Source organism: Streptococcus cuniculi (genome assembly GCF_004570575.1).
In the GTDB taxonomy this organism is placed as follows: domain Bacteria; phylum Bacillota; class Bacilli; order Lactobacillales; family Streptococcaceae; genus Streptococcus; species Streptococcus cuniculi_A.
The window spans coordinates 17294-41089 of record NZ_SPPD01000009.1; the positions used below are offsets into that span (position 1 = coordinate 17294).

The window sequence follows — 23796 nt, forward strand, 5'->3', positions numbered from 1 at the left end:
TATTCCTAGACGGTTGAAGCACAAAGTGTACCCTGTTTGAAGAAACAATCCACTGGATTATTTCTTCCGTATCTGTAAAGCAGGCATAGCCTGCAACAGCTACGGCAATATAGGAAATCTGACGAGTGAAAAGCTCCAGTGGAGCTTTTCAGCCTATTCCCTAAAGAGCTATAACTTGCTAAGATTTTACATTTGTTTGAGCATTCAGTGGTTCACGGAAGTAAACATGGGAATGAGGTTGGGACAATGAAATCCCAACCTCAACCCTTTGAGTGTCGTTCACAGTGCGAGAGGGAAAGGCTGCTTAGTCCTTATCCTCTGCTTTTTTCTTTTTCTTCTTGGCAAGGAGAGCTCCGAACAGAATACCTGCACCAAGGAGACCAGCCTGTGAGGAGCTATTCTCACCAGTATTTGGTAGGCGACGCGTACTACGCTCTTCCATTGTTTCCGATGAAAGCTCACTCATGGATTCAGACACTGATTCACTTACCGATTCTGAAATGGATTCAGATACAGATTCGCTTACGGATTCGGAAATGGATTCAGACACAGACTCGCTCACTGACTCGGAGATGGATTCGGAAATAGACTCTGAGACAGACTCACTTACCGATTCTGAGATGGATTCTGATACTGACTCGCTGACGGATTCGGAAATGGATTCTGAGACAGATTCACTTACGGATTCGGAAATAGACTCTGAATCAGATTCACTCACTGACTCGGAGATGGATTCAGACACTGATTCACTCACTGATTCAGAGATGGACTCGGATACAGATTCGCTGACCGATTCTGAGATGGATTCCGATACTGACTCGCTAACTGATTCCGAAATGGACTCAGACACAGACTCGCTTACTGATTCAGAGATGGATTCCGATACTGACTCGCTTACTGATTCAGAGATGGATTCTGATACGGACTCGCTGACTGATTCCGAAATAGACTCAGATACAGATTCACTGATTGATTCAGAAATAGATTCTGACACAGACTCGCTAACTGATTCTGAAATGGACTCTGAGACTGACTCACTTACGGATTCGGAGATGGATTCTGATACAGATTCGCTGACCGATTCGGAGATTGATTCCGATACTGACTCGCTAACTGATTCCGAAATGGACTCTGAGATGGATTCACTTACCGATTCAGAGATCGACTCTGAGACAGATTCACTCACTGATTCTGAAATAGATTCTGAGACTGACTCACTTACCGATTCCGAAATGGACTCAGATACTGACTCGCTTACTGATTCTGAGATGGATTCGCTCACTGATTCGGAAATAGACTCTGAAACGGATTCGCTTACTGATTCTGAAATGGATTCTGACACAGACTCGCTGACTGACTCGGAGATGGATTCTGAAATAGACTCTGAGACTGACTCACTTACCGATTCGGAGATGGATTCTGATACAGACTCGCTCACTGATTCGGAGATGGACTCTGATACGGACTCGCTCACTGACTCGGAAATGGACTCTGAGACGGATTCGCTGACCGATTCTGAGATCGACTCTGATACTGATTCACTCACTGACTCGGAGATGGATTCAGACACAGACTCGCTGACTGACTCTGAGATTGATTCTGATACTGATTCACTCACTGATTCAGAAATGGATTCGGAAACGGATTCACTTACCGATTCTGAAATAGATTCTGACACAGATTCACTCACTGACTCTGAAATGGACTCGGAGATGGATTCAGATACTGACTCGCTTACTGATTCAGAGATGGACTCTGAGACGGACTCACTTACTGACTCAGAGATCGATTCTGACACAGACTCACTTACCGATTCAGAGATAGACTCAGACACTGATTCGCTAACTGATTCCGAAATAGACTCAGATACAGATTCACTGATTGATTCAGAAATAGATTCTGACACAGACTCACTCACCGATTCCGAAATGGACTCGGAGACAGATTCGCTGACCGATTCGGAGATGGATTCAGATACGGACTCGCTAACTGATTCCGAAATGGACTCTGACACAGATTCACTCACTGACTCGGAAATCGATTCTGACACAGATTCGCTTACTGACTCGGAGACGGATTCTGATACTGATTCACTTACCGATTCTGAGATGGACTCGGAGACAGATTCGCTCACTGATTCGGAGATGGACTCGGAGACGGATTCACTTACCGATTCTGAGATAGATTCTGATACAGATTCACTTACTGACTCAGAGATTGACTCGGAGACGGATTCGCTGACCGATTCGGAGATGGATTCAGACACAGATTCACTTACTGATTCTGAAATGGACTCGGAGACTGACTCACTCACTGATTCGGAGATGGACTCTGATACGGACTCGCTGACTGATTCCGAAATAGACTCAGATACAGATTCACTGATTGATTCAGAAATAGATTCTGACACAGACTCACTCACTGATTCTGAAATAGATTCTGAGACTGACTCACTTACCGATTCCGAAATGGACTCAGATACTGACTCGCTGACTGATTCTGAGATGGATTCTGAAATGGATTCGCTCACTGATTCGGAAATAGACTCTGAAACGGATTCGCTGACTGATTCTGAAATGGATTCTGACACAGATTCACTCACTGACTCGGAAATCGATTCTGACACAGATTCACTTACTGATTCTGAAATGGACTCGGAGACTGACTCACTTACTGATTCAGAAATTGACTCGGAGACTGACTCACTTACCGATTCCGAAATGGATTCTGATACAGATTCACTCACTGATTCTGAAATAGATTCTGATACGGATTCGCTGACCGATTCCGAAATAGACTCAGATACAGATTCGCTTACGGATTCCGAAATAGACTCAGATACAGATTCGCTTACGGATTCGGAAATTGACTCAGATACAGATTCACTTACCGATTCAGAGATGGATTCTGATACAGATTCACTTACCGATTCTGAAATTGATTCGGAAACGGATTCACTTATCGATTCTGAAATTGACTCAGATACAGATTCGCTTACTGACTCGGAAATGGACTCAGACACTGATTCGCTTACTGATTCAGAGATGGACTCTGATACTGACTCACTTACGGATTCAGAGATGGACTCAGAGACAGATTCGCTGACCGATTCGGAGATTGATTCCGATACTGACTCGCTGACTGACTCAGAAATAGATTCTGACACAGATTCACTTACCGATTCGGAGATGGATTCTGATACAGACTCGCTAACTGATTCAGAGATTGATTCAGATACTGATTCGCTTACTGACTCGGAAATGGACTCAGACACGGATTCACTTACCGATTCAGAGATGGATTCTGATACTGATTCGCTAACCGATTCTGAAATGGATTCTGATACGGACTCGCTGACTGATTCCGAAATAGACTCAGATACAGATTCACTGATTGATTCAGAAATAGATTCTGACACAGACTCACTCACCGATTCCGAAATGGACTCGGAGACAGATTCGCTGACCGATTCGGAGATGGATTCAGACACAGATTCACTTACTGATTCTGAAATGGACTCGGAGACAGACTCACTCACTGATTCTGAGATGGACTCTGATACGGACTCGCTAACTGATTCTGAGATGGATTCAGATACAGACTCACTCACTGATTCGGAGATGGACTCTGATACGGACTCGCTAACTGATTCTGAGATGGATTCTGAGACGGACTCACTTACCGATTCTGAGATCGACTCTGATACAGATTCGCTGACGGACTCGGAAATCGATTCTGAAACAGATTCACTTACTGATTCTGAAATGGACTCGGAGACAGACTCACTCACTGATTCTGAGATGGACTCTGATACGGACTCGCTAACTGATTCTGAGATGGATTCTGATACAGACTCACTCACTGATTCGGAAATAGATTCTGAGACGGATTCACTTACCGATTCTGAGATGGATTCTGATACTGATTCACTTACTGATTCAGAAATAGACTCTGATACTGATTCGCTGACCGATTCTGAAATAGATTCAGACACTGATTCACTTACCGATTCTGAAATAGACTCGGAGACGGATTCACTAACTGATTCTGAGATGGATTCTGACACAGATTCACTCACTGATTCTGAAATAGATTCTGATACAGATTCGCTAACCGATTCGGAAATTGATTCCGATACGGACTCGCTAACTGATTCTGAGATGGATTCACTGACCGATTCAGAGATCGACTCTGAGACAGATTCGCTTACTGACTCGGAGATGGATTCTGATACAGATTCACTCACTGATTCTGAAATAGATTCTGAGACTGACTCACTTACCGATTCCGAAATGGACTCAGATACTGACTCGCTAACTGATTCTGAGATGGATTCTGAAATGGATTCGCTCACTGATTCGGAAATAGACTCAGAAACGGATTCGCTAACTGATTCTGAAATAGATTCTGAGACTGACTCACTTACCGATTCCGAAATGGACTCAGATACTGACTCGCTAACTGATTCTGAGATGGATTCTGAAATGGATTCGCTCACTGATTCGGAAATAGACTCAGAAACGGATTCGCTAACTGATTCTGAAATAGATTCTGAGACTGACTCACTTACCGATTCCGAAATGGACTCAGATACTGACTCGCTAACTGATTCTGAGATGGATTCTGAAATGGATTCGCTCACTGATTCGGAAATAGACTCAGAAACGGATTCGCTAACTGATTCTGAAATGGATTCTGACACAGATTCACTCACTGACTCGGAAATCGATTCTGATACAGATTCACTTACTGATTCTGAAATGGACTCACTGACCGATTCTGAGACAGATTCGCTTACGGATTCGGAAATGGATTCAGACACAGACTCGCTGACTGACTCGGAGATGGATTCTGAAATAGACTCTGAGACAGACTCACTGACCGATTCTGAGATGGACTCTGATACAGACTCACTTACCGATTCGGAGATGGATTCCGATACGGACTCGCTCACTGATTCAGAGATGGATTCTGATACAGATTCGCTTACGGATTCGGAAATGGATTCAGACACAGACTCACTGACCGATTCAGAGATGGACTCTGAGACAGATTCACTCACCGATTCTGAAATGGATTCTGATACAGATTCGCTTACGGATTCGGAGATTGACTCGGATACTGACTCACTCACCGATTCTGAAATGGATTCTGAAACAGATTCGCTCACTGACTCGGAGATTGACTCTGAGACGGATTCACTTACCGATTCTGAAATGGACTCGGATACTGACTCACTTACCGATTCCGAAATTGATTCTGATACTGATTCACTCACTGATTCTGAAATTGACTCGGATACAGATTCGCTCACCGATTCAGAAATTGACTCGGATACTGACTCACTCACCGATTCAGAAATGGATTCTGATACTGACTCACTTACCGATTCGGAGATGGACTCTGATACTGATTCACTTACGGATTCCGAAATTGATTCTGAAACTGACTCGATCACCGATTCTGAGATGGATTCTGATACAGATTCACTTACCGATTCTGAAATTGACTCTGAGATGGATTCACTTACCGATTCTGAAATGGATTCAGATACAGATTCGCTTACGGATTCGGAAATGGACTCACTCACTGAAGTCGAAATCGATTCAGACACAGATTCACTCATAGATAGGGAAACAGACTCAAAAACTGAGTTAGAAGTTGATTCACTTACCGATTCTGAACGAGAGGTTGACTCAGAGCGTGATGTAGATTCGCTGATTGACTCCGCAACCGAATCATAAATTCCCGCATCCACATTCGCCACATTCGCATTCGTAATCACAACATGAGCACGCGCAACGTTTGTTCCTGCTGGTTGGGTGAAATCGGAGTCGATACTATCATCATTTCCAGCATCGGTAATTGTCACAACATGTCCATTTGGCAAGGTGAACTGCACTAAATACTGACCACTAGGTAATCCGGTAAAAGTATAATTACCATTGGCATCAGTGGTGGTTGTATAGTTAACGCTACCTGTTTCATCCGTTGCTGTAACGGTAATGCCTGCTTTACCTACTTCACCATTGCTACGAATCCCATTCTTATCCCCATCCGTCCAAATCTTACCAGTGATTTGATAAGTTGGATCTTTTGGAACAGACTTGGCATTGACACCATTGATGTCATAACCAGAGGCAGCCGTTGAAGAATCCCCTGCCACAATATAGGTCTTACCATAACGACCATTGTATTGGTCCGCTCCCGATTCATACATGTTAGCACTCTTAGAGGTCGCACCGATAATACTAATTCTCAAATTGGCTAAATCACTCGGTCGTCCAGTATAGGCCGTGGTAAAGGTAAAGGTATGCGGTCCGACCCCAGCAGTACTGCGCGACACATACTGAGTTCCCGTTTTCCTTGCACGTGTTGAACTAGCTGTTCCTGCATTGTGTGCTTGCTGATAGGTAACTTTGTTAGTTGCCTGTCCATCAATCTTAACATTCGTTGGTTCCCCTAGGTTAGGGTCATTCGTTGTATCGATGTATAAACCTGTATACCCTCCCTTATTTTTCCAATCAGCTTGGGTTAATACAGAACTAGCATCATATTTGACCGTCCATGTGATTTGCTTCGTTGCTGAATCATATACTGCTGTAATTCCTGTAATAGTGTTGGTATATCGCCTATTCCCACCACTCCAGATATACGAATGACTCTTGTCTGAAAAATCACCAATACTAAAGGTCGTCTTTGTTCCACTTGTCGTAGCTCGTGACACACGGACACGTGCACGGACTGGTGTTTCTTCTGTTGCAGATTTAGAGGCAATGGTTTGTTTTAAGGACTTGTCCATTGCAGCCATTGCAGCCTGCAATTGATTGGCTTGGGTCACATCAAACGTGCCACCTGATAGTAACCCCTGTGCCTCAAGAATCAAGCGATAAGCTAAGCCAGCTTCTGCAATATTCTTGCTCACTGCATCTTTGTAGGTTTTATTCAGCGTATCTAAGGCCGCCCTAAGCTCAGCCTCGGCTTGCTCATCTTGCGAAACTGCACTACGAGTTCCTTCGTCTTTTCTATCCGTCGCCTGGCTCTCAGAATGACTTACACTCTCTGGCGCTGAGCCGGATTCACTCTCCGATTCAGACAAAGAAATAGACTCACTAGCGGACTCGCTGACGGATTCAGATATGGATTCACTGACTGACTCTGAGAACGAAACAGAGACACTTTCAGATACGGATGTGCTTTCAGAACCTTCAGAGACGATGATGGAAGCACTCTCTTCTACAATCGTCTCTGTTTCGTTTTCATCAACTGGCGCTACTGTACCTGACTCCGTATCTTTTGGTAAGGCTACTTCATCTGTTCCAATTACTGTATTAACAGGTGTCTCTGTTGCTACGACGGTATCATCCGCGTAAACACCCGTCATCTCTAGCGCACCAGCACCAGCCAGTGCTCCCAGAGCAGCCGCTCCTTTGAGGATGGTACTTGCAGAAATCGTCGCTGGAGTAAGGTCATCTACTCGTACGGTTTTCTCAGCTTCCCCACCACGTATCAAACGGATTAGTCCGATTTGTGACATAATCGTTCTAACCCAATGCTTTCCAGATTTGTGCATTTTCACCCGCGTTTTACGCGAGGACTCGCTATAGCCATGTTTATTCAGTTTATTACTCATTGTAGCCTTTCCACTTAATATTATGATTTATACGAAAAAGTATATACCGTACTATTATACCCCCCCCCCCCGATTTTTGCAAGTATTTTCTCTTGTTTCATGTACTTTTTTTGTGTTTTTCTGAAATATTTTCCTCTGTCTTACATGTTATCAATCTTTTAAGGCTATTTTTATATTCCCCAATAAAAATCAAAATCTGATTAGGCAACGAAGCCGCAGATAGTTGAAATAGTTGAGAACTATTTCAAGTTGGAAATAAAAAAAGGACCTACTTTTCTCAACAGTTCAGCAAGGCGAGTATAACGACATCAGAGTTTGATTTTTGACGAGTATTAGGCATAGAAAAAGAGTAGATGATCATCCACTCCCTATCTAGTCACATAAACTATAAACTTCTACATCAACCTACTCATTTGCACCACTTCTCCAGAATATTGAGTTTTTGGAGGCATTTTTGATAGGCCTGTACCTCGCCAGCTTCTAAAAAATACGATTTGTGTTTCTCTAAACGCCAGCGATAAGCACGCAACTCAGCAGCAACATCAAAACCAATCAATGACAGCAGGGTCACGCGCTCCTCAATGCTCTTTAAGGGAAAGACCGACCCCATATCCACCGTCTTGGTCACGCTGGTCTCACGCTTACGGTGGTAGTATAGACCCATGTGACGATAGACAATCCGATCCGCCATCAGATAAAGCTTCCATGTCGTGTAGTCATCCTCAACCTTTTCGTCTTCTGGATAGACAATATTTTCAAACAGGCTAGCCTTATACAATTTACACCACGGCACTGTGAAGCATTGACTAAAGGCAAATTTCCCTTCATACTGCATCTCAAACCATTCATTGGGAGTATAGACTTTCTGAAAATAGTCCTCCTCCGTCACATGAAAGCGAAATACACTCGTCTCATCTATAAACTCCGTAAAATTCGCAATTGCAATATCACTGCCTGTCTCCGTCAACGCTTGATATAAGCGTTCAATGTGATCCAACTCCAGCCAGTCATCATTGTCAACAAACAAGACATAGTCTCCTGTAATAAGTGGCAGGGCAGTATTGCGCGCCGCACCGACACCACTACCGCCTAGCTTTTTATGTACCAACCGCACTCGCTGATCTCTTTGGCGATACTGCTCACAAATGACTGCTGACCCATCCGTTGACCCGTCATTGATGAGAAGAATCTCAAGATTCCGATACGTCTGACGCACGATACTCTCCAAGCACGGCTCCAAATAGGGACCTGCATTGAAAATGGGGACAATAACCGTTACCTTTTCCACACTTACTCCCCCTTTTGATAATGCTCAATCAGATCTAGCTTCGTGGACAATTGACGATACAAGCCAATCTGCCCTGCCCTCAAACTATCTGCCTGACATTTTTTCAAACGCTTGATATAGGAATCTCGATGCTCTGTCACATCATACCCCAAGGTCGCAAGAAGTGCAAGCCGCTCCTCCGCATTGCTGATCATTGATGCAATGTCCTCTAGCATACCACTCCGGGACAGCCCCTCGCTCCGCTGTGAATAGTAGTAGGAGCCCTGATTGATAAAGGCAATCTTTGAAGCCTTTAAATAGAGCTTATAAATCGTCGCATCATCTTCACGCAAGCGTCCCACTGGGAAATAAACACCGTCAAATAATTCGCGTTTGAACAACTTCAACGGCGAGAAGGTAAAGGTCAAATAAAGGTTGTATCTCGCTGTATTTTCTTGATTGAGCCACTCTTCTACCGTATAGGTCTTTTCAAAATACATCTCAGAAGTGATGGAGAATAGAAAACTCTGGCGTTCCTCATTGAAAGAATTAAAGTTACAAATCGAAATATCTGCTTTATTTTCCACCAAAGCTCTATGAAGCTCATACAGATAATAGTCCTCTACAAAATCATCGGAGTCTACAAAGGTAATATAACGCCCTCTTGTCTGCTCTACTCCATGATTGCGGGCAGCAGAGGGACCTGCATTTTCTTGATGGAAGACACGAATCCGCACATCCTTTCTCGCATACTCCTCGCAGATTTCCGCACTCCTATCTGTCGAACCATCATTGACAAGCACCAATTCAAAATCCGTGTAGGTCTGTTTTAACAATGAATCCAGACACCGTCTCAGATAGGATTCCACATTATAGACAGGCACAATCACACTAATCATCTCTGACTGACTCACCAGTTCCTCCTCTTTTTTCTCCCATTCAATCCCGACGGTCGCAACGACCTGACGGTTATAGTCTGCATCATCTTGCAGCACAATTTGTTCATCATAGTTGTGCTCTGCCGTATGCTTATGGGCTAACTTCACCTTATGAGATGCTTTCATCTGATACCACTCATACTCTGAATCGATGTGTCCTAGATCAATCGCCTGATACCCTCGCTTCATCAAATCATAAGCCAACACCTTAGCCGTCGGCCCCAGCATGAGAATAACGAGTTTTCCTTCCACATGTTCCAGTAGCCGCTCCATGATTTCATCATAGTTCGCAAAGGCATTGTGAGAAGGACAGACAATCCGTGAAACAGACTGCGCGCCAGCAAATAAATCATTTCCCACACCCGAGCGTGATGTTTCTCCCTCAACAATCAAAATATCTCGTCCCTGCCACAATCCTTTAATTGCCGAAAAATACACATCAGACAAGGACTTGTCCTGCAAATCAATATAAGGGCGTGACAAGAAGGTCGAACCGTACCATTCTGACTGACACTCTTTTTCATAGAAATCCCGATACCGCTCAAAATGAGAGGCCCAAAAGACCTGAGCATTCCGATTGTAGCGCTCTAAATGCTGAAAAACATCTGGCAAACAGACCACTAACTCCTCACTACTTGGCACCTGCAAGATGAGCTTCAACGCCCGCGCCAGTTGCTCATCATGGTCCTGATAAGGAATGCCTCGTCCATTGATTAAATCAATCTCCCCATCTCCAAAGCGAACAACCGATGCTCCGTGTTCCTGAATATAGTGCAGACTATCCAAAATAGGACGAACTTTTATGTCTGATAACGATCTTTTCTTAGTCACACAACACCTCAAATACTGCATTTGTCAATAATCTACGCGTAAAATACCCCTCACGCAATAAGGGATTAAACTGCCGAACCCGCTCCACCATTTCCTGATAGGTCGCTTCCGTCATTCCTTGAATGACTTCTACGACCTCCTCCAGACTCTCTACAACAAAACCTAGCTGATTGTTCTCAATAATCGCTTGATTGGCAATTCCTTTTTGCACAAAGACTGGAATCCCCGCTGCAAGAAAACTCCCTAACTTATGGGGGCAATATAGCTTCTGATACCCCTTATCACGATCATCCATCCAGACTAGCCCAAAACCACCCTTAGATAACTCTAAAAGCAACTGCTCATCTGGCAGGTAAGAAACATGTCGCACCTGCTCAGGTAACTGTTCTGCCCGTCTGGAGTAGAGTTGCAACGGTACCTCGTAATTCCATGACTTCACAAAGCTAAATCGCTCTGGATCTCCCGGAAAATGAATCTCTCTCTTCAAAGTTGCAGGATAGGAGGTCACTGTCGTTGGATGATCCCACATCCCTTGAATCAAGGTCTTTTCAACCGTCAAACCATAGCCACGCAAGGCGTCTATCATCTCTTGACTCGGCGCAACAATCAAGTCAGCCTTGTTATAATAGGCAATCGTCCGATCCATAAGATAGAAATTCCCCGCAAACATCAGAGGGACGACATCATGGATAAAAATGACAATCTTAATCCGATACTGTCTTAGCTTATCCATTACTTTCTCATCAAATGCGGTCGTATTCCAGGTCGGCGTCTGAAAAATGACTACATCCCCATGATGAAGCCCTGCGACAATGCCATCCAAGCGCTTGCTCAATTCCGCTGGACTATCTGCAGCCATTTGGTAGCAGTAGATTCCCAATTCACGAAAACCTAGCCTCGTCGCAATATCTGTCACCATATTTTGCGCCATGGAGGCTGTCCCTGCCAATCCGTTTATATTTGTAATGTATACTTTCATTCTATCTCTCTTTTTTGCTGCTATACTTCTCCAACAGTTTCATCCGAAATTCCAACTCCTTGTATTTCGTAACATCACCACTGCGTAGCGCCGCATCTCGGTTCAACTGTAAACGCCATTTATATGCAGCTACCTCTCTTGAAATATCCCAGCCCAGCAAACTCAACACTTCCAAACGTTCCGCGACTGGAGTAGCAGAAAAAATCGTTGCCTGATCTGCAACCTGTGTCATACTCCCTTCATTGACACGATAGAGGTAACTGGAACGATGCATATAAGCAATCTTATCCGCCATGAGATACAGCTTCCATGTTGTAAAATCATCGTCAGCCCATGTATCCGTCGGGTATAAAACCGTTTCAAACAAGTCTTTCTTATACATCTTCCCCCACGGAACCGTAAAGCACAAGCTAAGATTATGCCCATGACCATACTGGAAGGCAAACCATTCCTCTGGTGTATAGACTGCTTCATAGTAGTCTTGCTCTGTAATATGAAGATTGTAGCGTCCTGTCCCTTCATCGTATTGCGTGAAATTCGCGACCGCTACGTCACTACCTGTGCGCTGCAACAAGCCATACAAATCCTCGATATGATTCGGGTCAATCCAGTCATCACTATCTACAAAGACCAGATAGTCTCCTGTCGCCATAGCAAGCGCACTATTTCTTGCCGCACCAATTCCGCCATTTTCTTTCTTGTGAAGAACCCGAATCCGCGAATCTTTTACACGGAGTTGCTCCACAATCAGCGCAGTCCTGTCTGTTGAACCGTCGTTGATCAGCAGAATCTCTATCTCCTGATAAGTCTGCTTCAAGATGCTCTCCACACAATTTGCCACATACTTTTCCCCGTTATAAACGGGGACAATCACACTAATCGTTGCCATACTCTTTTTTACCCTACCTCTATTTTGTCATTTTCTGCTCAAAGAAAACGGATTTTACTACTTACAGCTCTACTATTAAGTAAGCCCACTTCTTTCGACCCTCTTCCCATGTCAAACACCAACAAAATGATTCTGTTAATAGTTGCTACTGATAAACTATCATATACAATTATGAATCATAACACACACCTTTCGATTTTTCAAACAATTTCACAAGGCTTACTAGAAAAATAGAGGAACAAGTCTCCAAATGAACTCATATACCCACATAACAAAAACGCTAACATCGGGCTAGAACCTCGCTGTTAGCGTTTTTCATTTGAATGAATCTATTGACCAAAGAAAGCACAACAGCACCATGAGAGATGACAAGCTACGCTCAATGGCTCCTCATTTGCCATTTAAAACACCGCTTCTACTCGGTAAATAACTTGCCCCTTATTGGAGAACTTTTCTTCGTACTCGGTCATGATATTTCCCTCCATATCGCTAGCATGTAAGTCTAGCCAGACACCGTTTAGGGTCATGCCATACTGAGAAAAGCTAACAAGGCTGTATTCAAATAATCCACGATTGTCGGTCTTGAAATGAATTTCGCCCTTTTCTGGCAAGATTTCTTTGTAGGTATCCAAAAAGCGCTTGTAGGTCAAGCGACGTTTCTCATGGCGTTTTTTGGGCCAAGGATCTGAGAAATTCAGATAAAGACGATCAATTTCTGCTGGTGCAAAATAATTGGTCAGACTAGATCCGTCTACTTGCAAGAGCTTGATATTGGGTAGCCCTATCTCGACCACACGATCCAAGGCATAGCTCAAGACTGTCATCTGGATGTCAATCCCGATATAGTTGATGTCAGGATTTTGAGCCGCCATTCCTGTAATGAATCGTCCCTTTCCAGAACCCACTTCGATATGAATGGGATGATTATTTCCAAAAATGCTGGCCCACTTGCCTTTACACTCCTCAGGAGTCAAGATGACATACTGAGGATATGCTGCTAGCATATCGCTAGCTCCTTTACGATTTCTTACTCTCATACTTCCTTGTAATAGCTCTTACGGAAATACCGCAAGGCGTAAATTTCTTTATTCGCTGCTTCCATGTCATAGCTTTCGACATGCTTTGCAATCTGGTTGAGATAGCCTAGCTGCCCATACCAGTAAATCTTGTTTAACACAGTTTGGTTGTATTTATACCCATAGCTTCGCAGCCATTCTTCCCAAGATTGTCTTGAAATGTAGTGGGTCAAGAGATAAGCCACATCAAGCATCCGATCTGTTACACAAGCTGTCTCCCAGTCTGTCAGATAAATCAAGCCACTGGTCGTCTCGACCCAGTTGGTATGGTGTAAATCACCGTGGACAAAGGTCGCCACATCCTTACGGAAAGTTGGCAAATGATTCAACAAGTCACTACAAACCGACTGAAGATAGCTGTTTTTAGCAAGGCGAGCTGGGGCTTCTTGCTGCCACTTGCGAACCAAATCTTGGGGCTCTTGATAGGTATAATTGAGCTGCAAGGCTTGGTTGAGCAACATTTTCGAATAGTGCATCCGCACCAAAATCTGCTGCACCTGCTTGCCCCCCATCTCAGAGCGGGTCAGGGTATGACCATTCAACCATTCCTGCTCAACACGTTGACCGACCCCCACCTCGCGATTGGCTGCTAAGACTGGAGGGGTAATCTGTTCATGCGCCAAGGCTGACACAATCGGCGGCATTTCATATTTGACAAAAACAGGCGTTCCGTCTGTTCGCATGCCCTTAAATGCTTTCCCACTATTTCCTGCGATCGATTGCAGACGAAGTCCGCTTGTATCAAATTGCATGCCAGTTCTCCTTTGAAAAATTCCTTACTATTTTACTAGTTTTCATCCCATTAGTCAATCAATTTTTTTGATTTCAGACTGAGATAGAGATGGGCCAAAAAAATCCCCGCTCCCACTAGCAAGGCAAGGTATACCTTATCTTGTAAAGCCAGCAACCCCACCAGCAATTGGGAAGTAAGAACAAAATAGATGATGATTTGTACTACGCGCTTAAAACTGACTACTTTATCCCGCTGACTTAGAGGATACAGACGAGTTAGGTACTGGTAATCATAGGCATGGTAGAGGGACAGTAACTGAAAGAGCAAGAGGTAGTCAAACAAGACTGCTAGGCCTACTCCAAGCCAAGATTCCGCAATTAGGAGAAGACTTGCCACACTCAAAGCCAGTAAGCGAAGAATAAGGCCAAAAAGATCCCCCGAACGGAGAAAGCTGCGGAGAAATAAATAGTCCCAAGTCCTCTCCTGCCTTTTTTTGACAAAGTTCAACACAAAATCCAGATACTTGCGGCGCTTGACATCACTGCTGATGCCCTCTACATGGGTAAAGAGCGAGTAAAACCTCAAGATTCCTTGCTGACGCTTGGCTTCATACTGCACCGCCCTGTCCCAGTCCAGCTTTCCTTGGATGACAAAGCGGGTCTGAAAGACGAGCCAAGCATACTTTCCCATAGATAAGACCACGAGATAGACTCCAAAAACGAGAAGTGACCAGCCTAGTTTCAGATAGAGGGGGAATAACAAGACCTGCACCACCAGCTGCACGATTCCCCAGAGCAAAATCGCACGCAGGCGAGCTGCCTGAACCAATCCAAGAACCTCAGCCTCTTTCGGCAGGAGAAAGACACGGTCTGCTGCTTCCAGATAAGTGGCTATCCGTCCAGTAAACAATATCAAGACCGTCACAACTACCAATAATAGGTAGACAATCCAAGGATTTGCTGGAAAATGCTCCAAGAGCTGGCGATATTGTAGGGCTAAAAAACCGAGCAGAACCATTAAAACAAGGACAAAATGGTCATTTAACACATAGCGGAGATACTTGAGACAGCGCTGGGTAAAGGCTAGCCTACGCTCCTGAAACAGTCCTGTCATTCCTTTACTCCTTCTTTGGTCAGAGAAAGGTAGAGTTCATTCAAGCTAGCCTGTTTACGACCAAACACTGCCTGTAATTCTGCTAAGTTGCCCTCAGCCCGTACTTGACCTTGATGTAAGATGACAAAGCGGTCACACATTTTTTCAGCCGAGTCCAGAACATGGGTCGACATCAAGATTGATGTTCCCTTTTCTTTTTCTTCCTCCAACAAACGAATCAAATCATCAATTGCTACTGGATCTAGCCCCAAAAAGGGCTCATCGACAATCAGCAAACTCGGATTGACCATAAAGGCACAAATAATCATGACTTTCTGTTTCATCCCTTTTGAAAAATGCACGGGAAACCAGTCCAATTTCTCGTCCAAACGGAAAATCTTGAGCAACTTTTCTGCTCGGACAAAAGCCTGTTCCCAGTCCAAGTCATAGGCCATGGCTACCACCTCTAAATGCTCTTTTAAGGTCAATTCTTCATAGAGGATCGGCGTCTCAGGAATAAAGCCGATTTTTTTGCGATAGCCCTGCGGATTGGTCTGCAAACTTTCTCCGTCAATTAAAATCTGTCCCTGATACGGCGACAACAAGCCAATGATTTCTTTAATCGTTGTTGATTTTCCTGCACCATTTAATCCAATCAAGCCGACCAATTCACCGTCTGCTACTTGAAAGGAAACATCTTTCAAAACAGGGATATGGACATAGCCACCTGTGACATTTTTTACTTCTAACATACATTTTTCCCTACAATTTGATATACTTATTATAACAGAATTTTAAAAAAGAGGTTTGCTTTATGTCAGATTGTATTTTTTGTAGCATTGTTGCTGGAGATATTCCCTCATCTATCGTCTACGAAGATGATCAGATTCTTGCTTTTTTAGATATCACTCAGGTCACAAAGGGGCATACCCTAGTCGTTCCCAAAGAACACTTCCGAAACCTTCTGGAAATGAATGAGGTGGCAAGCGCAGCACTATTTGCCAAAATCCCCGTCATCGCTCAGCACTTAAAAGAGCAGCTCGGAGCAAGCGGGGTCAATCTAATCAGCAACATGGAAGCAAGCGCAGGACAGACCGTTTTTCACACCCATGTCCACCTCTTACCCCGCTTTGACGACAAAGACGGACTACACATTTCCTTTGATGCCAACGAGCCTGATTTCCCAGCCTTGGCGCAACTTGCAGACCAATTACGGATGGAGACAAAATGAAACTATCACACCTCATCGCAGCTGGAACAGCTGCCACAATCGCCTACCTAGCCGTTAAAAACCGTGACAAAATCGTGACAGAAACGACTGAAACCATGGACATCATCCACCGCATGCAGGATAGCTATCAGAATATCCAAGACCAGCTTGCCTTTATCCAAGGCTACCAAGCGCCACTCCAAGAAATGGCTGACGACCTCCAACGCAAACTACGGGTCTACCAGCAATCAATTGCTGGCAACTTGAATGAAATTCAAAAGATACAAGCGAAATACCAAGAAAACTAAAAACCAAGCCCAGTGGGCTTGGTTTTTATTGCGGAGCATCAAATCCAGCTCCAGCAGTCGAATTTGCTTCCCCTACTGAGCTAGTAATGCCCGGTAGTCCTGTATAGGCGTTAATCACCGAAATCGGTGTAGCACCACTAGATACTCTCACATTGGTTTTCAACTCTGTCGCGATTGGTAAACCAAGGGAGTTTTTGATGACGTTTTGGATTTCAAGCAATTCTTCACTAGTCGGAATCTGGTAATATAGTCCATCCACCATCTGGCCCTCACCAACCAATTGGTGGGTTTCAATTGTCTTCAAGGAATCTTTATAGCCTAGAAGGGCAGGGAAAGAAGCCGGCGTAATCGACACGTTCGTGCGCATATTATTTGAAATGGCATCTAAAATCGGTTTATACTGCGTAATTCCATCCAGCTGAAGTAGTTTTTTAACCATGGCTTGAATGACTTCACGCTGACGCTTTTGACGGCCAATATCTCCTTCTGGATCATCGTAGCGCATCCGAGAATAGACCAAGGCTTGATTTCCATTGACGTGTTGCTCTCCGGGGTCAACAACTGCTGTATAGGCTGGCTCATACTCGCTGATGGAAATCGGAAAACCGAGGGTATTATTCACAGTAATTCCACCAATCGCATCAACCAATTCAATCAACCCGTCCATGTTGATTTCGACATAGCGATTGATATTGATGTCTAACATCTTCTCGACCGTTGCAATTGCCATCGGAGCCTGACCGTAACTGTAGGAATGGTTGAGCTTTTCAACCGTACCGCTGGACGTTCCATCTGCGTTTGCAACTTCAACCATAATATCACGCGTTAAACTAACCATGGTCGTTTTTTGGGTCTTGGGATTGACCGTCACCAAAATCATGGAGTCGCTCCGTCCCTCTTCCCAGTTTCCACCTCGGCTGGCCTGGTCCATATCAACCCCCATCAAGAGGACTGTCAGAGGTTCTGTTGCTTCAATCACACGGTCCTCCTCTTGTCCTTCAATCGACTTATAGGTTTTGGAAAAACTGTCTGTTGAATAGTTCAATACCGTTGTAGCGTATAGTGCTCCAGCTCCAACTGTTAAGCCAACAATGGCTAAAGCCATGAGAAAAATCTTCTTACCAATACTCATTTATCATCTATCAGCCTGCCCATATAGTAGAGGTCAAGCCATTCTCCTTCATCTGTTCTTGCACCTCGTGTTTGAGTGCCTTCAATTGCAAACCCTAGTTTCTGATACAAGGCAACCGCACGGTCATTACGTACCTGAACCGTCAACTCCAGCCGCTTGATTAAGCCGGTTTCCCTTGCCCACTCAATCACTTCTTCTAACAAAATCCGTCCGATGCCATGACCCCAATAGTCTTTTCGTACCGCGATAAAGACATTGCCAATATGGCTAATACGGTACTGCCTAGACGCACGAACGGTGACAGCTCCAATCACTTCTTCCCCACATAAGGCAAGGAGATGAAGTTGGTTTGAACTGCCAAGACTCTGTTCAAAAATAGAGGCTAGTTGTTCCGCTGTAAACTGAAACCCCGTTTCATCCATGACGAGAAAGTCGGTCTCTTTTGCTACCTGATTCATAAACTTAATGAAAGCAGCTGCGTGAGAGCCTTCTGCTTCTTCAAAGAAAATCTCTTTTTCAACCTGCGCCATGACCAATCTCCTCTACCAAGGCCTGACTGCGTTTTCCTTGTGGCTCAAGGATTAGCTTACGACCATCCTCTACTTTTTCAATGACAATTCGTAGAAAATCATCTAAAAGTGAGGCATCCAGAAGCTCTCCCCATTCAATCACCGTCACACCATCGCCATAGAGAAAGTCATCCAAATCAATCGAATCAAGGTCTTCCCCAATGCGATAAACATCTAAATGGTAGAGAGACAAGCGCCCCTCATACTCACGTACAATCGTATAGGTCGGGCTTTTAATCATCTGCTTAATCTCAAGACCTTGGGCAATTCCCTTGGTCAGAGTGGTCTTTCCAGCTCCTAAGTCACCTGTCAATACCAGCACATCACCTGCTCGTAGCTTACAGCCAATCGCCTGCCCCAGCGCAATCAATTCTTCTTCATTATGACTATACATGCTTTTCATTATACCACAGTGATAGGGCTTTGTCATTCTATACTCGTTAAAAATCAACTGCTCCTTTCATTTACTCCCCTTGCTAAACTTTAGTGCTACCTGCACTTTCATTGTCTAGTGAAACGTTGACTTACTAACATATGGATACAAACAGATGGGGTTGGATCTTTTTGACCCAACCCCATCTGTTTTAGAAAGTACCTAATAATTAAAGAATTGCCAAGATGATAAAGTTCAGAATGAACAAGGCTGTTGCACCCCAGAGAATTGGGTGAATGTCTTTTGCCTTGCCCGTTGAGACTTTGACCAAGCAATAGAAAATGAAGGCTGCTGCAATTCCGTATGAGATAGAGAAACATAGTGCCATGAAGAAGGCTGCAAAGAAAGCTGGGAGCGCATCTTCAAAGTTACTCCAATCCACATCAAGGAAAGAAGACACCATCATCACCCCAACAATGATAAGGGCTGGAGCAGTTGCCGCTGCAGGTACAATACCGACAAATGGCAAGATGAGGATAGACAAGAGGAACAAGACAGCTGTCGTTACAGCAGTCAAACCAGTCCGTCCACCTGCTGAAATTCCTGCGGCAGACTCGACATAAGTCGTTGTATTGGAAGTTCCAAAAATCGCACCGATTGACGTACCAATCGCATCAGCAAAGAGAGCTTTGTCCATTTTTGAATTAAAGCCTTTGCCATTTTCAAGGGCCGCTTCATCTTCTGCCGAGAAAATGCCTGTCTTACGACCTGTACCGATGAAGGTTCCAAGTGTATCAAACGTATCAGACAAGCTGAAAGCAAAGATTGTCATCAAGACCAACGGCAAACGCTCTGTATTGCTAAAGAGTGAGGCCATGCCACCAAAGGCTGCAAGGAAAGTTGTCCCTAATTCTGCAAAAGCACTTCCGATATGATTTTCTGCAAAATTAATAGAAGAAATGTCCACCACACCCGCTGGAATTCCTGCAAGGGTTGTTACCACAATCCCAATCAAGATACCACCACGTACATTTTTAATAACTAAGATAGCTGTCAAAATCAAGCCGAAGACGGTCAAGAGGACACTTGGGTCTGTAAAGGTTGAAATAGCTGGAACAACGCCACCACCTGCTAGGACTGAAAAGACGCCATTTGAGAAGGTATCTGCTGTTGCATCCGCAGGAGCCACGCCATTGACCGTGATAATGTCCGAACCAGATGTCAAGAAGGTAATCAAGTTTGCATTTTTAAAACCAAGATAGGCCACAAACACCCCGATACCGCCACCGATAGCATGTTGCAAACTAACCGGAATCGCCTTTATGATACTCTTACGCACCTTTGTAACGGTAATAAAAATATTAAACAAACCGCAAAGGAAAACCATTGCCAAAGCTTCCTGCCAAGTAAAGCCTAGCCCGATAACAACTGTATAGGTAAAGAAAGCATTCAAGCCCATTCCTGGTGCTAAGGCATAGGGAACATTAGCAAACAATCCCATGATAAGAGTAGAGACGGTACTAGCAATAATCGTTGCTAAGAATACCGCCTGCGAAGGCATACCAGCCACACTCAATACGCTTGGGTTTACAAACAAAATGTATGACATGGCAAAAAATGTCGTCAATCCTGCCATGATTTCTGTCGAAACTGTCGTTCCATGTTCTTTCAGACCAAAAAACTTGTCCATTTTCCATTTTCTCCTTTATTTACGAACGATAAACACATTATAAACCAAAAACATTCCTTTTTCAAGTGTAATATTCGCGAAATCGTTTTCTTTTTTGCAAAAAACAGCTTTGTCAACCGAATAATGTTTGGATTTTACAATTTTCAAGCTACATGCATAAAAGCGAATCCATTGACTATGTTTTGCCAGATGGGCTTTATTTTGCTATACTGAGACATATTAGCTCTCAGAAAGGAGTTCCCTGTATGAAGAAAAAAATGATTGCCCTTGACTTAGATGGCACATTATTAAATAGGAATAGCCAATTGAGTGCCTTTACAATTGAGACCATTCGCAAGGTCCAAGAAGCTGGCCACACCGTGATTATTGCGACGGGTCGTCCCTATCGCATGGCCCGCCATTATTATAGAGAACTAGGACTCACAACGCCGATGATCAACTTCAACGGCTCTCTTATCCACATTCCAGACCAACGATGGGAATGGGAGCAAAATATCCGCATTGATAAACAGTATCTACTCGACTTCCTCAAAGAAGAAGAACGGTTTGAAGCAGATTTTATCGCAGGGGAGTACAAGCATAAGTTTTTCATCACCCAAAATTATTTGTACAAGGTGGATCCTGCCCTCTTGGGCGTTGACCAAATCACCCCAGACACCCTCATCAAGCCTGAGCGGATTACCTCTGACCCGCACTCTATTTTGATGCAGACCCGCGCCACAGACAAGTACGCTCTGGCAGATGACATCAATCGCTATTTCAATGATGAACTGGAACTCAACACTTGGGGTGGCCCTCTCAATATCCTTGAAGCCTGTGCCAAAGGGGTGACAAAAGCCTCTGCCCTCACCTATCTGCTCGACCACTACCGTATGGAGGCCAAGGACTTGATTGCCTTTGGCGACGAACACAACGATATTCAAATGCTGTCTCTAGCGGGAACAGGCTATGCCATGAAAAATGCCAGCGACACGCTCATCCCTTATGCTGACTGCTTGACAAGCTACACCAATGATGAAGACGGTGTCGCAAGAGAACTGCAAGCCCTATTTTTAGACTAAGCCTGTCAGCTTCTCTCTGAGGAGTTAAGCAGATTGACAGAAAAGTTCTTTTGCGATACTTTTCTGAGGTGGTGCGGACGGTAGCGACTTCTTGTGGAGTAAAATAATCCAACGGATTATTTTAGCCCGAGCCCAGAAACTAAAAAGCGAGGATAATCGATTTCAACGAAATCACAATTTCTGGCACGCTCCCACGCTCCCACGCTCCCACTTTTACCACAGCGAAAAGTAGCTGACGTGGCTCGATCCGCTCGCAAAAATCGAAAAATCAAATCTTACGTTAGCAGAGCTTTTGAACTTGTTTAAATAGACAAACCCTCGTAAGTGATAGAAAAATAGCCAATTCAAAGTGTGAACTTCATCTTGAAGCAACTCTTAAAAATACTGATATAGTGTTTTTAAGAGTTTTTATAGTTTTTAAACCAAAATCAGATGTCACATTTTTCTGTCATCTTTTTTCTGGTGTTTTGGAGTATGAAAATCCTTTATCTGTCAATCTTTTTTTTGCAAACAAATCTGTAAATCTATAGACCGATTTCAGAAATTTTCTACAAAGTTTACGTACAAATAGCACATATTTACTTGACAGAAACTTTGAAACCGTTTTATAATAAGACAGTTCAAAAATGTCGTCTCAATTGACCGTAACATGGAGAACTTTAGCCAGATGAAAGGAACGAGGAAATACAGTGTCTTAGATAGGCAGGCACTGGGGAGATGAAATGTCCTTTTACTGGCTAACAAAATTTTTAGGAGGAAACATAATGAGTATCGGAATCATTATTGCAAGCCATGGTGAATTTGCCGCTGGTATTCATCAATCTGGTTCAATGATCTTTGGCGAACAAGAAAAAGTTCAAGTTGTAACCTTTATGCCAAATGAGGGGCCAGATGATTTATACGCAAAATTCAACAATGCCGTGGCTACTTTTGATGCGGATGACGAGGTCTTGGTCCTAGCCGACTTGTGGAGTGGTTCACCATTCAACCAAGCAAGCCGTGTCATGGGAGAAAACCCAGACCGTACCTTCGCTATCATCACCGGCTTGAATCTACCAATGTTAATTCAAGCCTATACAGAACGAATGATGGACGCAAACGCTGGCGTTGCCGCTGTTGCTGCAAATATCATTAAAGAATCAAAAGACGGAATCAAAGCCCTTCCAGAGGAACTAAACCCTGTAGAAGAAACAGCTGCTACTAAAACTGAGGTGGCTCAAGCTGCTATCCCTGAGGGAACAGTCATCGGGGACGGGAAATTAAAAATCAACCTTGCTCGTATCGATACACGTCTCTTGCACGGTCAAGTAGCAACTGCTTGGACACCTGATTCAAAAGCAGACCGTATCATCGTTGCATCTGATTCAGTAGCTGCTGATGCCCTTCGTAAAGAATTGATCAAGCAGGCTGCACCAGGAAACGTGAAAGCAAATGTCGTACCGATCCAGAAATTGATTGACGTGGCAAAAGATCCTCGCTTTGGAAATACACATGCCCTCATCCTATTTGAAACACCTCAAGATGCCCTTCGTGCAGTTGAAGGTGGTGTGCCAATCAAGACCTTGAATGTTGGCTCAATGGCTCACTCAACAGGTAAAACAATGGTCAACAATGTCCTTTCTATGGATAAAGAAGATGTCGCTACCTTTGAAAAATTGCGCGACCTCGGCGTTGAATTTGATGTTCGTAAAGTACCAAATGACGCGAAAAAAGACTTGTTTGACTTAATCAACAAAGCAAATGTCCCTCACTAATGCTCCTCACCTCTCAAACTCTAACAGCACTCCTAGACCCGCTGAACTCTGTTCTACCTACGGTTATAAATGAAGAACAGTTTGCGCATTCTTGCTCGTAATAAGCTCGTTAGACTATGATTGTGAGAAGAAAAGCATTCGCATAAGAAACGGCGGTTGATGCTTCATCAGGTACACGACTTGAGCGGTTGCCTATCACACTCACCCCCTCACCTAGTGAGTAATCATCTGCCCATACAAAGAGAAGGAACCAAGAGTTTT

At 44.0% G+C, this 23796-nt stretch carries 20 protein-coding genes and 2 pseudogenes; 7 read left to right on the forward strand and 15 right to left on the reverse strand.

Translation table 11 applies throughout. The features are described 5' to 3' along the window. Positions 1-304: 304 nt before the first annotated feature. Positions 305-478, reverse strand: a complete 174-nt coding sequence (locus E4T82_RS12975) for an LPXTG cell wall anchor domain-containing protein (RefSeq protein WP_280842410.1) — start codon at positions 476-478, stop codon at positions 305-307. On the opposite strand from E4T82_RS12975, the gene E4T82_RS12980 reads away from it, so the two are divergent. Beyond that, on the forward strand, positions 465-5744 hold the full coding sequence (locus E4T82_RS12980) for a clumping factor B (protein ID WP_280842407.1): 5280 nt from the start codon (positions 465-467) through the stop codon (positions 5742-5744). The two genes, E4T82_RS12975 and E4T82_RS12980, sit on opposite strands and share 14 nt — an antisense overlap. 11 nt (positions 5745-5755) lie before the next feature. Here the strand turns inward: E4T82_RS12980 and E4T82_RS12985 are convergent. After that, positions 5756-6220: pseudogene (locus tag E4T82_RS12985) on the reverse strand (SdrD B-like domain-containing protein); the annotation flags it as partial. 445 nt (positions 6221-6665) lie between these two features. Between E4T82_RS12985 and E4T82_RS12990 the strand changes: the two are divergent. Both E4T82_RS12990 and E4T82_RS12995 read left to right on the forward strand, forming a co-directional pair. Next, the gene (locus E4T82_RS12990; protein WP_280842408.1) at positions 6666-6827 is read left to right on the forward strand and encodes a hypothetical protein; all 162 of its coding nucleotides are present in this window, start codon (positions 6666-6668) and stop codon (positions 6825-6827) included. Positions 6828-7139: 312 nt separating this feature from the next. Then, on the forward strand, positions 7140-7373 hold the full coding sequence (locus E4T82_RS12995) for a hypothetical protein (RefSeq protein ID WP_280842409.1): 234 nt from the start codon (positions 7140-7142) through the stop codon (positions 7371-7373). A gap of 29 nt (positions 7374-7402) precedes the next feature. On the opposite strand, the pseudogene E4T82_RS13000 reads toward E4T82_RS12995, so the two are convergent. The 9 genes and pseudogenes from E4T82_RS13000 to E4T82_RS07055 all read right to left on the reverse strand — a co-directional run. Then, a pseudogene (locus E4T82_RS13000) lies at positions 7403-7633 on the reverse strand (accessory Sec-dependent serine-rich glycoprotein adhesin); the annotation flags it as partial. A 409-nt stretch (positions 7634-8042) separates the two neighbouring features. Next, positions 8043-8921 carry a glycosyltransferase family 2 protein gene (locus E4T82_RS07020; protein ID WP_135182142.1) on the reverse strand — a complete coding sequence of 293 codons (879 nt, stop codon included), beginning with the start codon at positions 8919-8921 and terminating at the stop codon, positions 8043-8045. Between the two features lie 2 nt (positions 8922-8923). After that, entirely contained in the window at positions 8924-10669 is a 1746-nt protein-coding gene (locus tag E4T82_RS07025) for an SP_1767 family glycosyltransferase (protein WP_245167488.1), read from the reverse strand. Next, positions 10662-11648: a sugar transferase gene (locus tag E4T82_RS07030; protein ID WP_194185877.1), complete on the reverse strand. Its 987-nt coding sequence runs from the start codon at positions 11646-11648 to the stop codon at positions 10662-10664. Before E4T82_RS07030 ends, E4T82_RS07025 begins: the two co-directional genes overlap by 8 nt. A gap of 1 nt (position 11649) precedes the next feature. Beyond that, on the reverse strand, positions 11650-12537 hold the full coding sequence (locus E4T82_RS07035; protein WP_135182144.1) for a glycosyltransferase family 2 protein: 888 nt from the start codon (positions 12535-12537) through the stop codon (positions 11650-11652). Positions 12538-12938: 401 nt separating this feature from the next. Then, complete coding sequence (gene trmB / locus E4T82_RS07040; RefSeq protein WP_135182145.1) at positions 12939-13574, reverse strand: tRNA (guanosine(46)-N7)-methyltransferase TrmB; 636 nt, start codon at positions 13572-13574, stop codon at positions 12939-12941. Continuing rightward, entirely contained in the window at positions 13571-14365 is a 795-nt protein-coding gene (gene ccrZ / locus E4T82_RS07045) for a cell cycle regulator CcrZ (RefSeq protein ID WP_135182146.1), read from the reverse strand. Before ccrZ ends, trmB begins: the two co-directional genes overlap by 4 nt. 50 nt (positions 14366-14415) lie before the next feature. Then, positions 14416-15459, reverse strand: a complete 1044-nt coding sequence (locus E4T82_RS07050) for an ABC transporter permease (RefSeq protein WP_135182147.1) — start codon at positions 15457-15459, stop codon at positions 14416-14418. Then, positions 15456-16190: an ABC transporter ATP-binding protein gene (locus tag E4T82_RS07055; protein WP_135182148.1), complete on the reverse strand. Its 735-nt coding sequence runs from the start codon at positions 16188-16190 to the stop codon at positions 15456-15458. Before E4T82_RS07055 ends, E4T82_RS07050 begins: the two co-directional genes overlap by 4 nt. A 62-nt stretch (positions 16191-16252) precedes the next feature. Here E4T82_RS07055 and E4T82_RS07060 point away from each other — a divergent pair, with 62 nt between their 5' ends. Continuing rightward, positions 16253-16669, forward strand: coding sequence for an HIT family protein (locus E4T82_RS07060; protein WP_135182149.1), 417 nt, complete (start codon positions 16253-16255; stop codon positions 16667-16669). Then, complete coding sequence (locus tag E4T82_RS07065) at positions 16666-16956, forward strand: chemotaxis protein (protein ID WP_135182150.1); 291 nt, start codon at positions 16666-16668, stop codon at positions 16954-16956. The genes E4T82_RS07060 and E4T82_RS07065 overlap by 4 nt, the downstream gene beginning before the upstream one ends. A 25-nt stretch (positions 16957-16981) precedes the next feature. Here E4T82_RS07065 and E4T82_RS07070 read toward each other — a convergent pair whose 3' ends face one another. The 4 genes from E4T82_RS07070 to E4T82_RS07085 form a co-directional block, all read right to left on the reverse strand. Beyond that, positions 16982-18088 carry an LCP family protein gene (locus E4T82_RS07070; protein ID WP_135182151.1) on the reverse strand — a complete coding sequence of 369 codons (1107 nt, stop codon included), beginning with the start codon at positions 18086-18088 and terminating at the stop codon, positions 16982-16984. Next, positions 18085-18618 (reverse strand): GNAT family N-acetyltransferase, encoded by a 534-nt coding sequence (locus E4T82_RS07075; protein ID WP_135182152.1) that lies wholly within the window; start codon positions 18616-18618, stop codon positions 18085-18087. The genes E4T82_RS07070 and E4T82_RS07075 overlap by 4 nt, the downstream gene beginning before the upstream one ends. Next, positions 18605-19051, reverse strand: coding sequence for a tRNA (adenosine(37)-N6)-threonylcarbamoyltransferase complex ATPase subunit type 1 TsaE (gene tsaE / locus E4T82_RS07080; RefSeq protein ID WP_135182153.1), 447 nt, complete (start codon positions 19049-19051; stop codon positions 18605-18607). The genes E4T82_RS07075 and tsaE overlap by 14 nt, the downstream gene beginning before the upstream one ends. A 208-nt stretch (positions 19052-19259) precedes the next feature. Then, positions 19260-20720 (reverse strand): NCS2 family permease, encoded by a 1461-nt coding sequence (locus E4T82_RS07085; RefSeq protein ID WP_135182154.1) that lies wholly within the window; start codon positions 20718-20720, stop codon positions 19260-19262. A gap of 245 nt (positions 20721-20965) precedes the next feature. Between E4T82_RS07085 and E4T82_RS07090 the strand changes: the two genes are divergently transcribed. Beyond that, a complete protein-coding gene (locus tag E4T82_RS07090) occupies positions 20966-21781 on the forward strand; it encodes a Cof-type HAD-IIB family hydrolase (RefSeq protein WP_135182155.1) in 816 nt (271 codons plus the stop codon). A 764-nt stretch (positions 21782-22545) separates the two neighbouring features. Further along, positions 22546-23535 carry a PTS sugar transporter subunit IIB gene (locus E4T82_RS07095; protein WP_135182156.1) on the forward strand — a complete coding sequence of 330 codons (990 nt, stop codon included), beginning with the start codon at positions 22546-22548 and terminating at the stop codon, positions 23533-23535. The last annotated feature ends 261 nt before the right edge of the window (positions 23536-23796 follow it).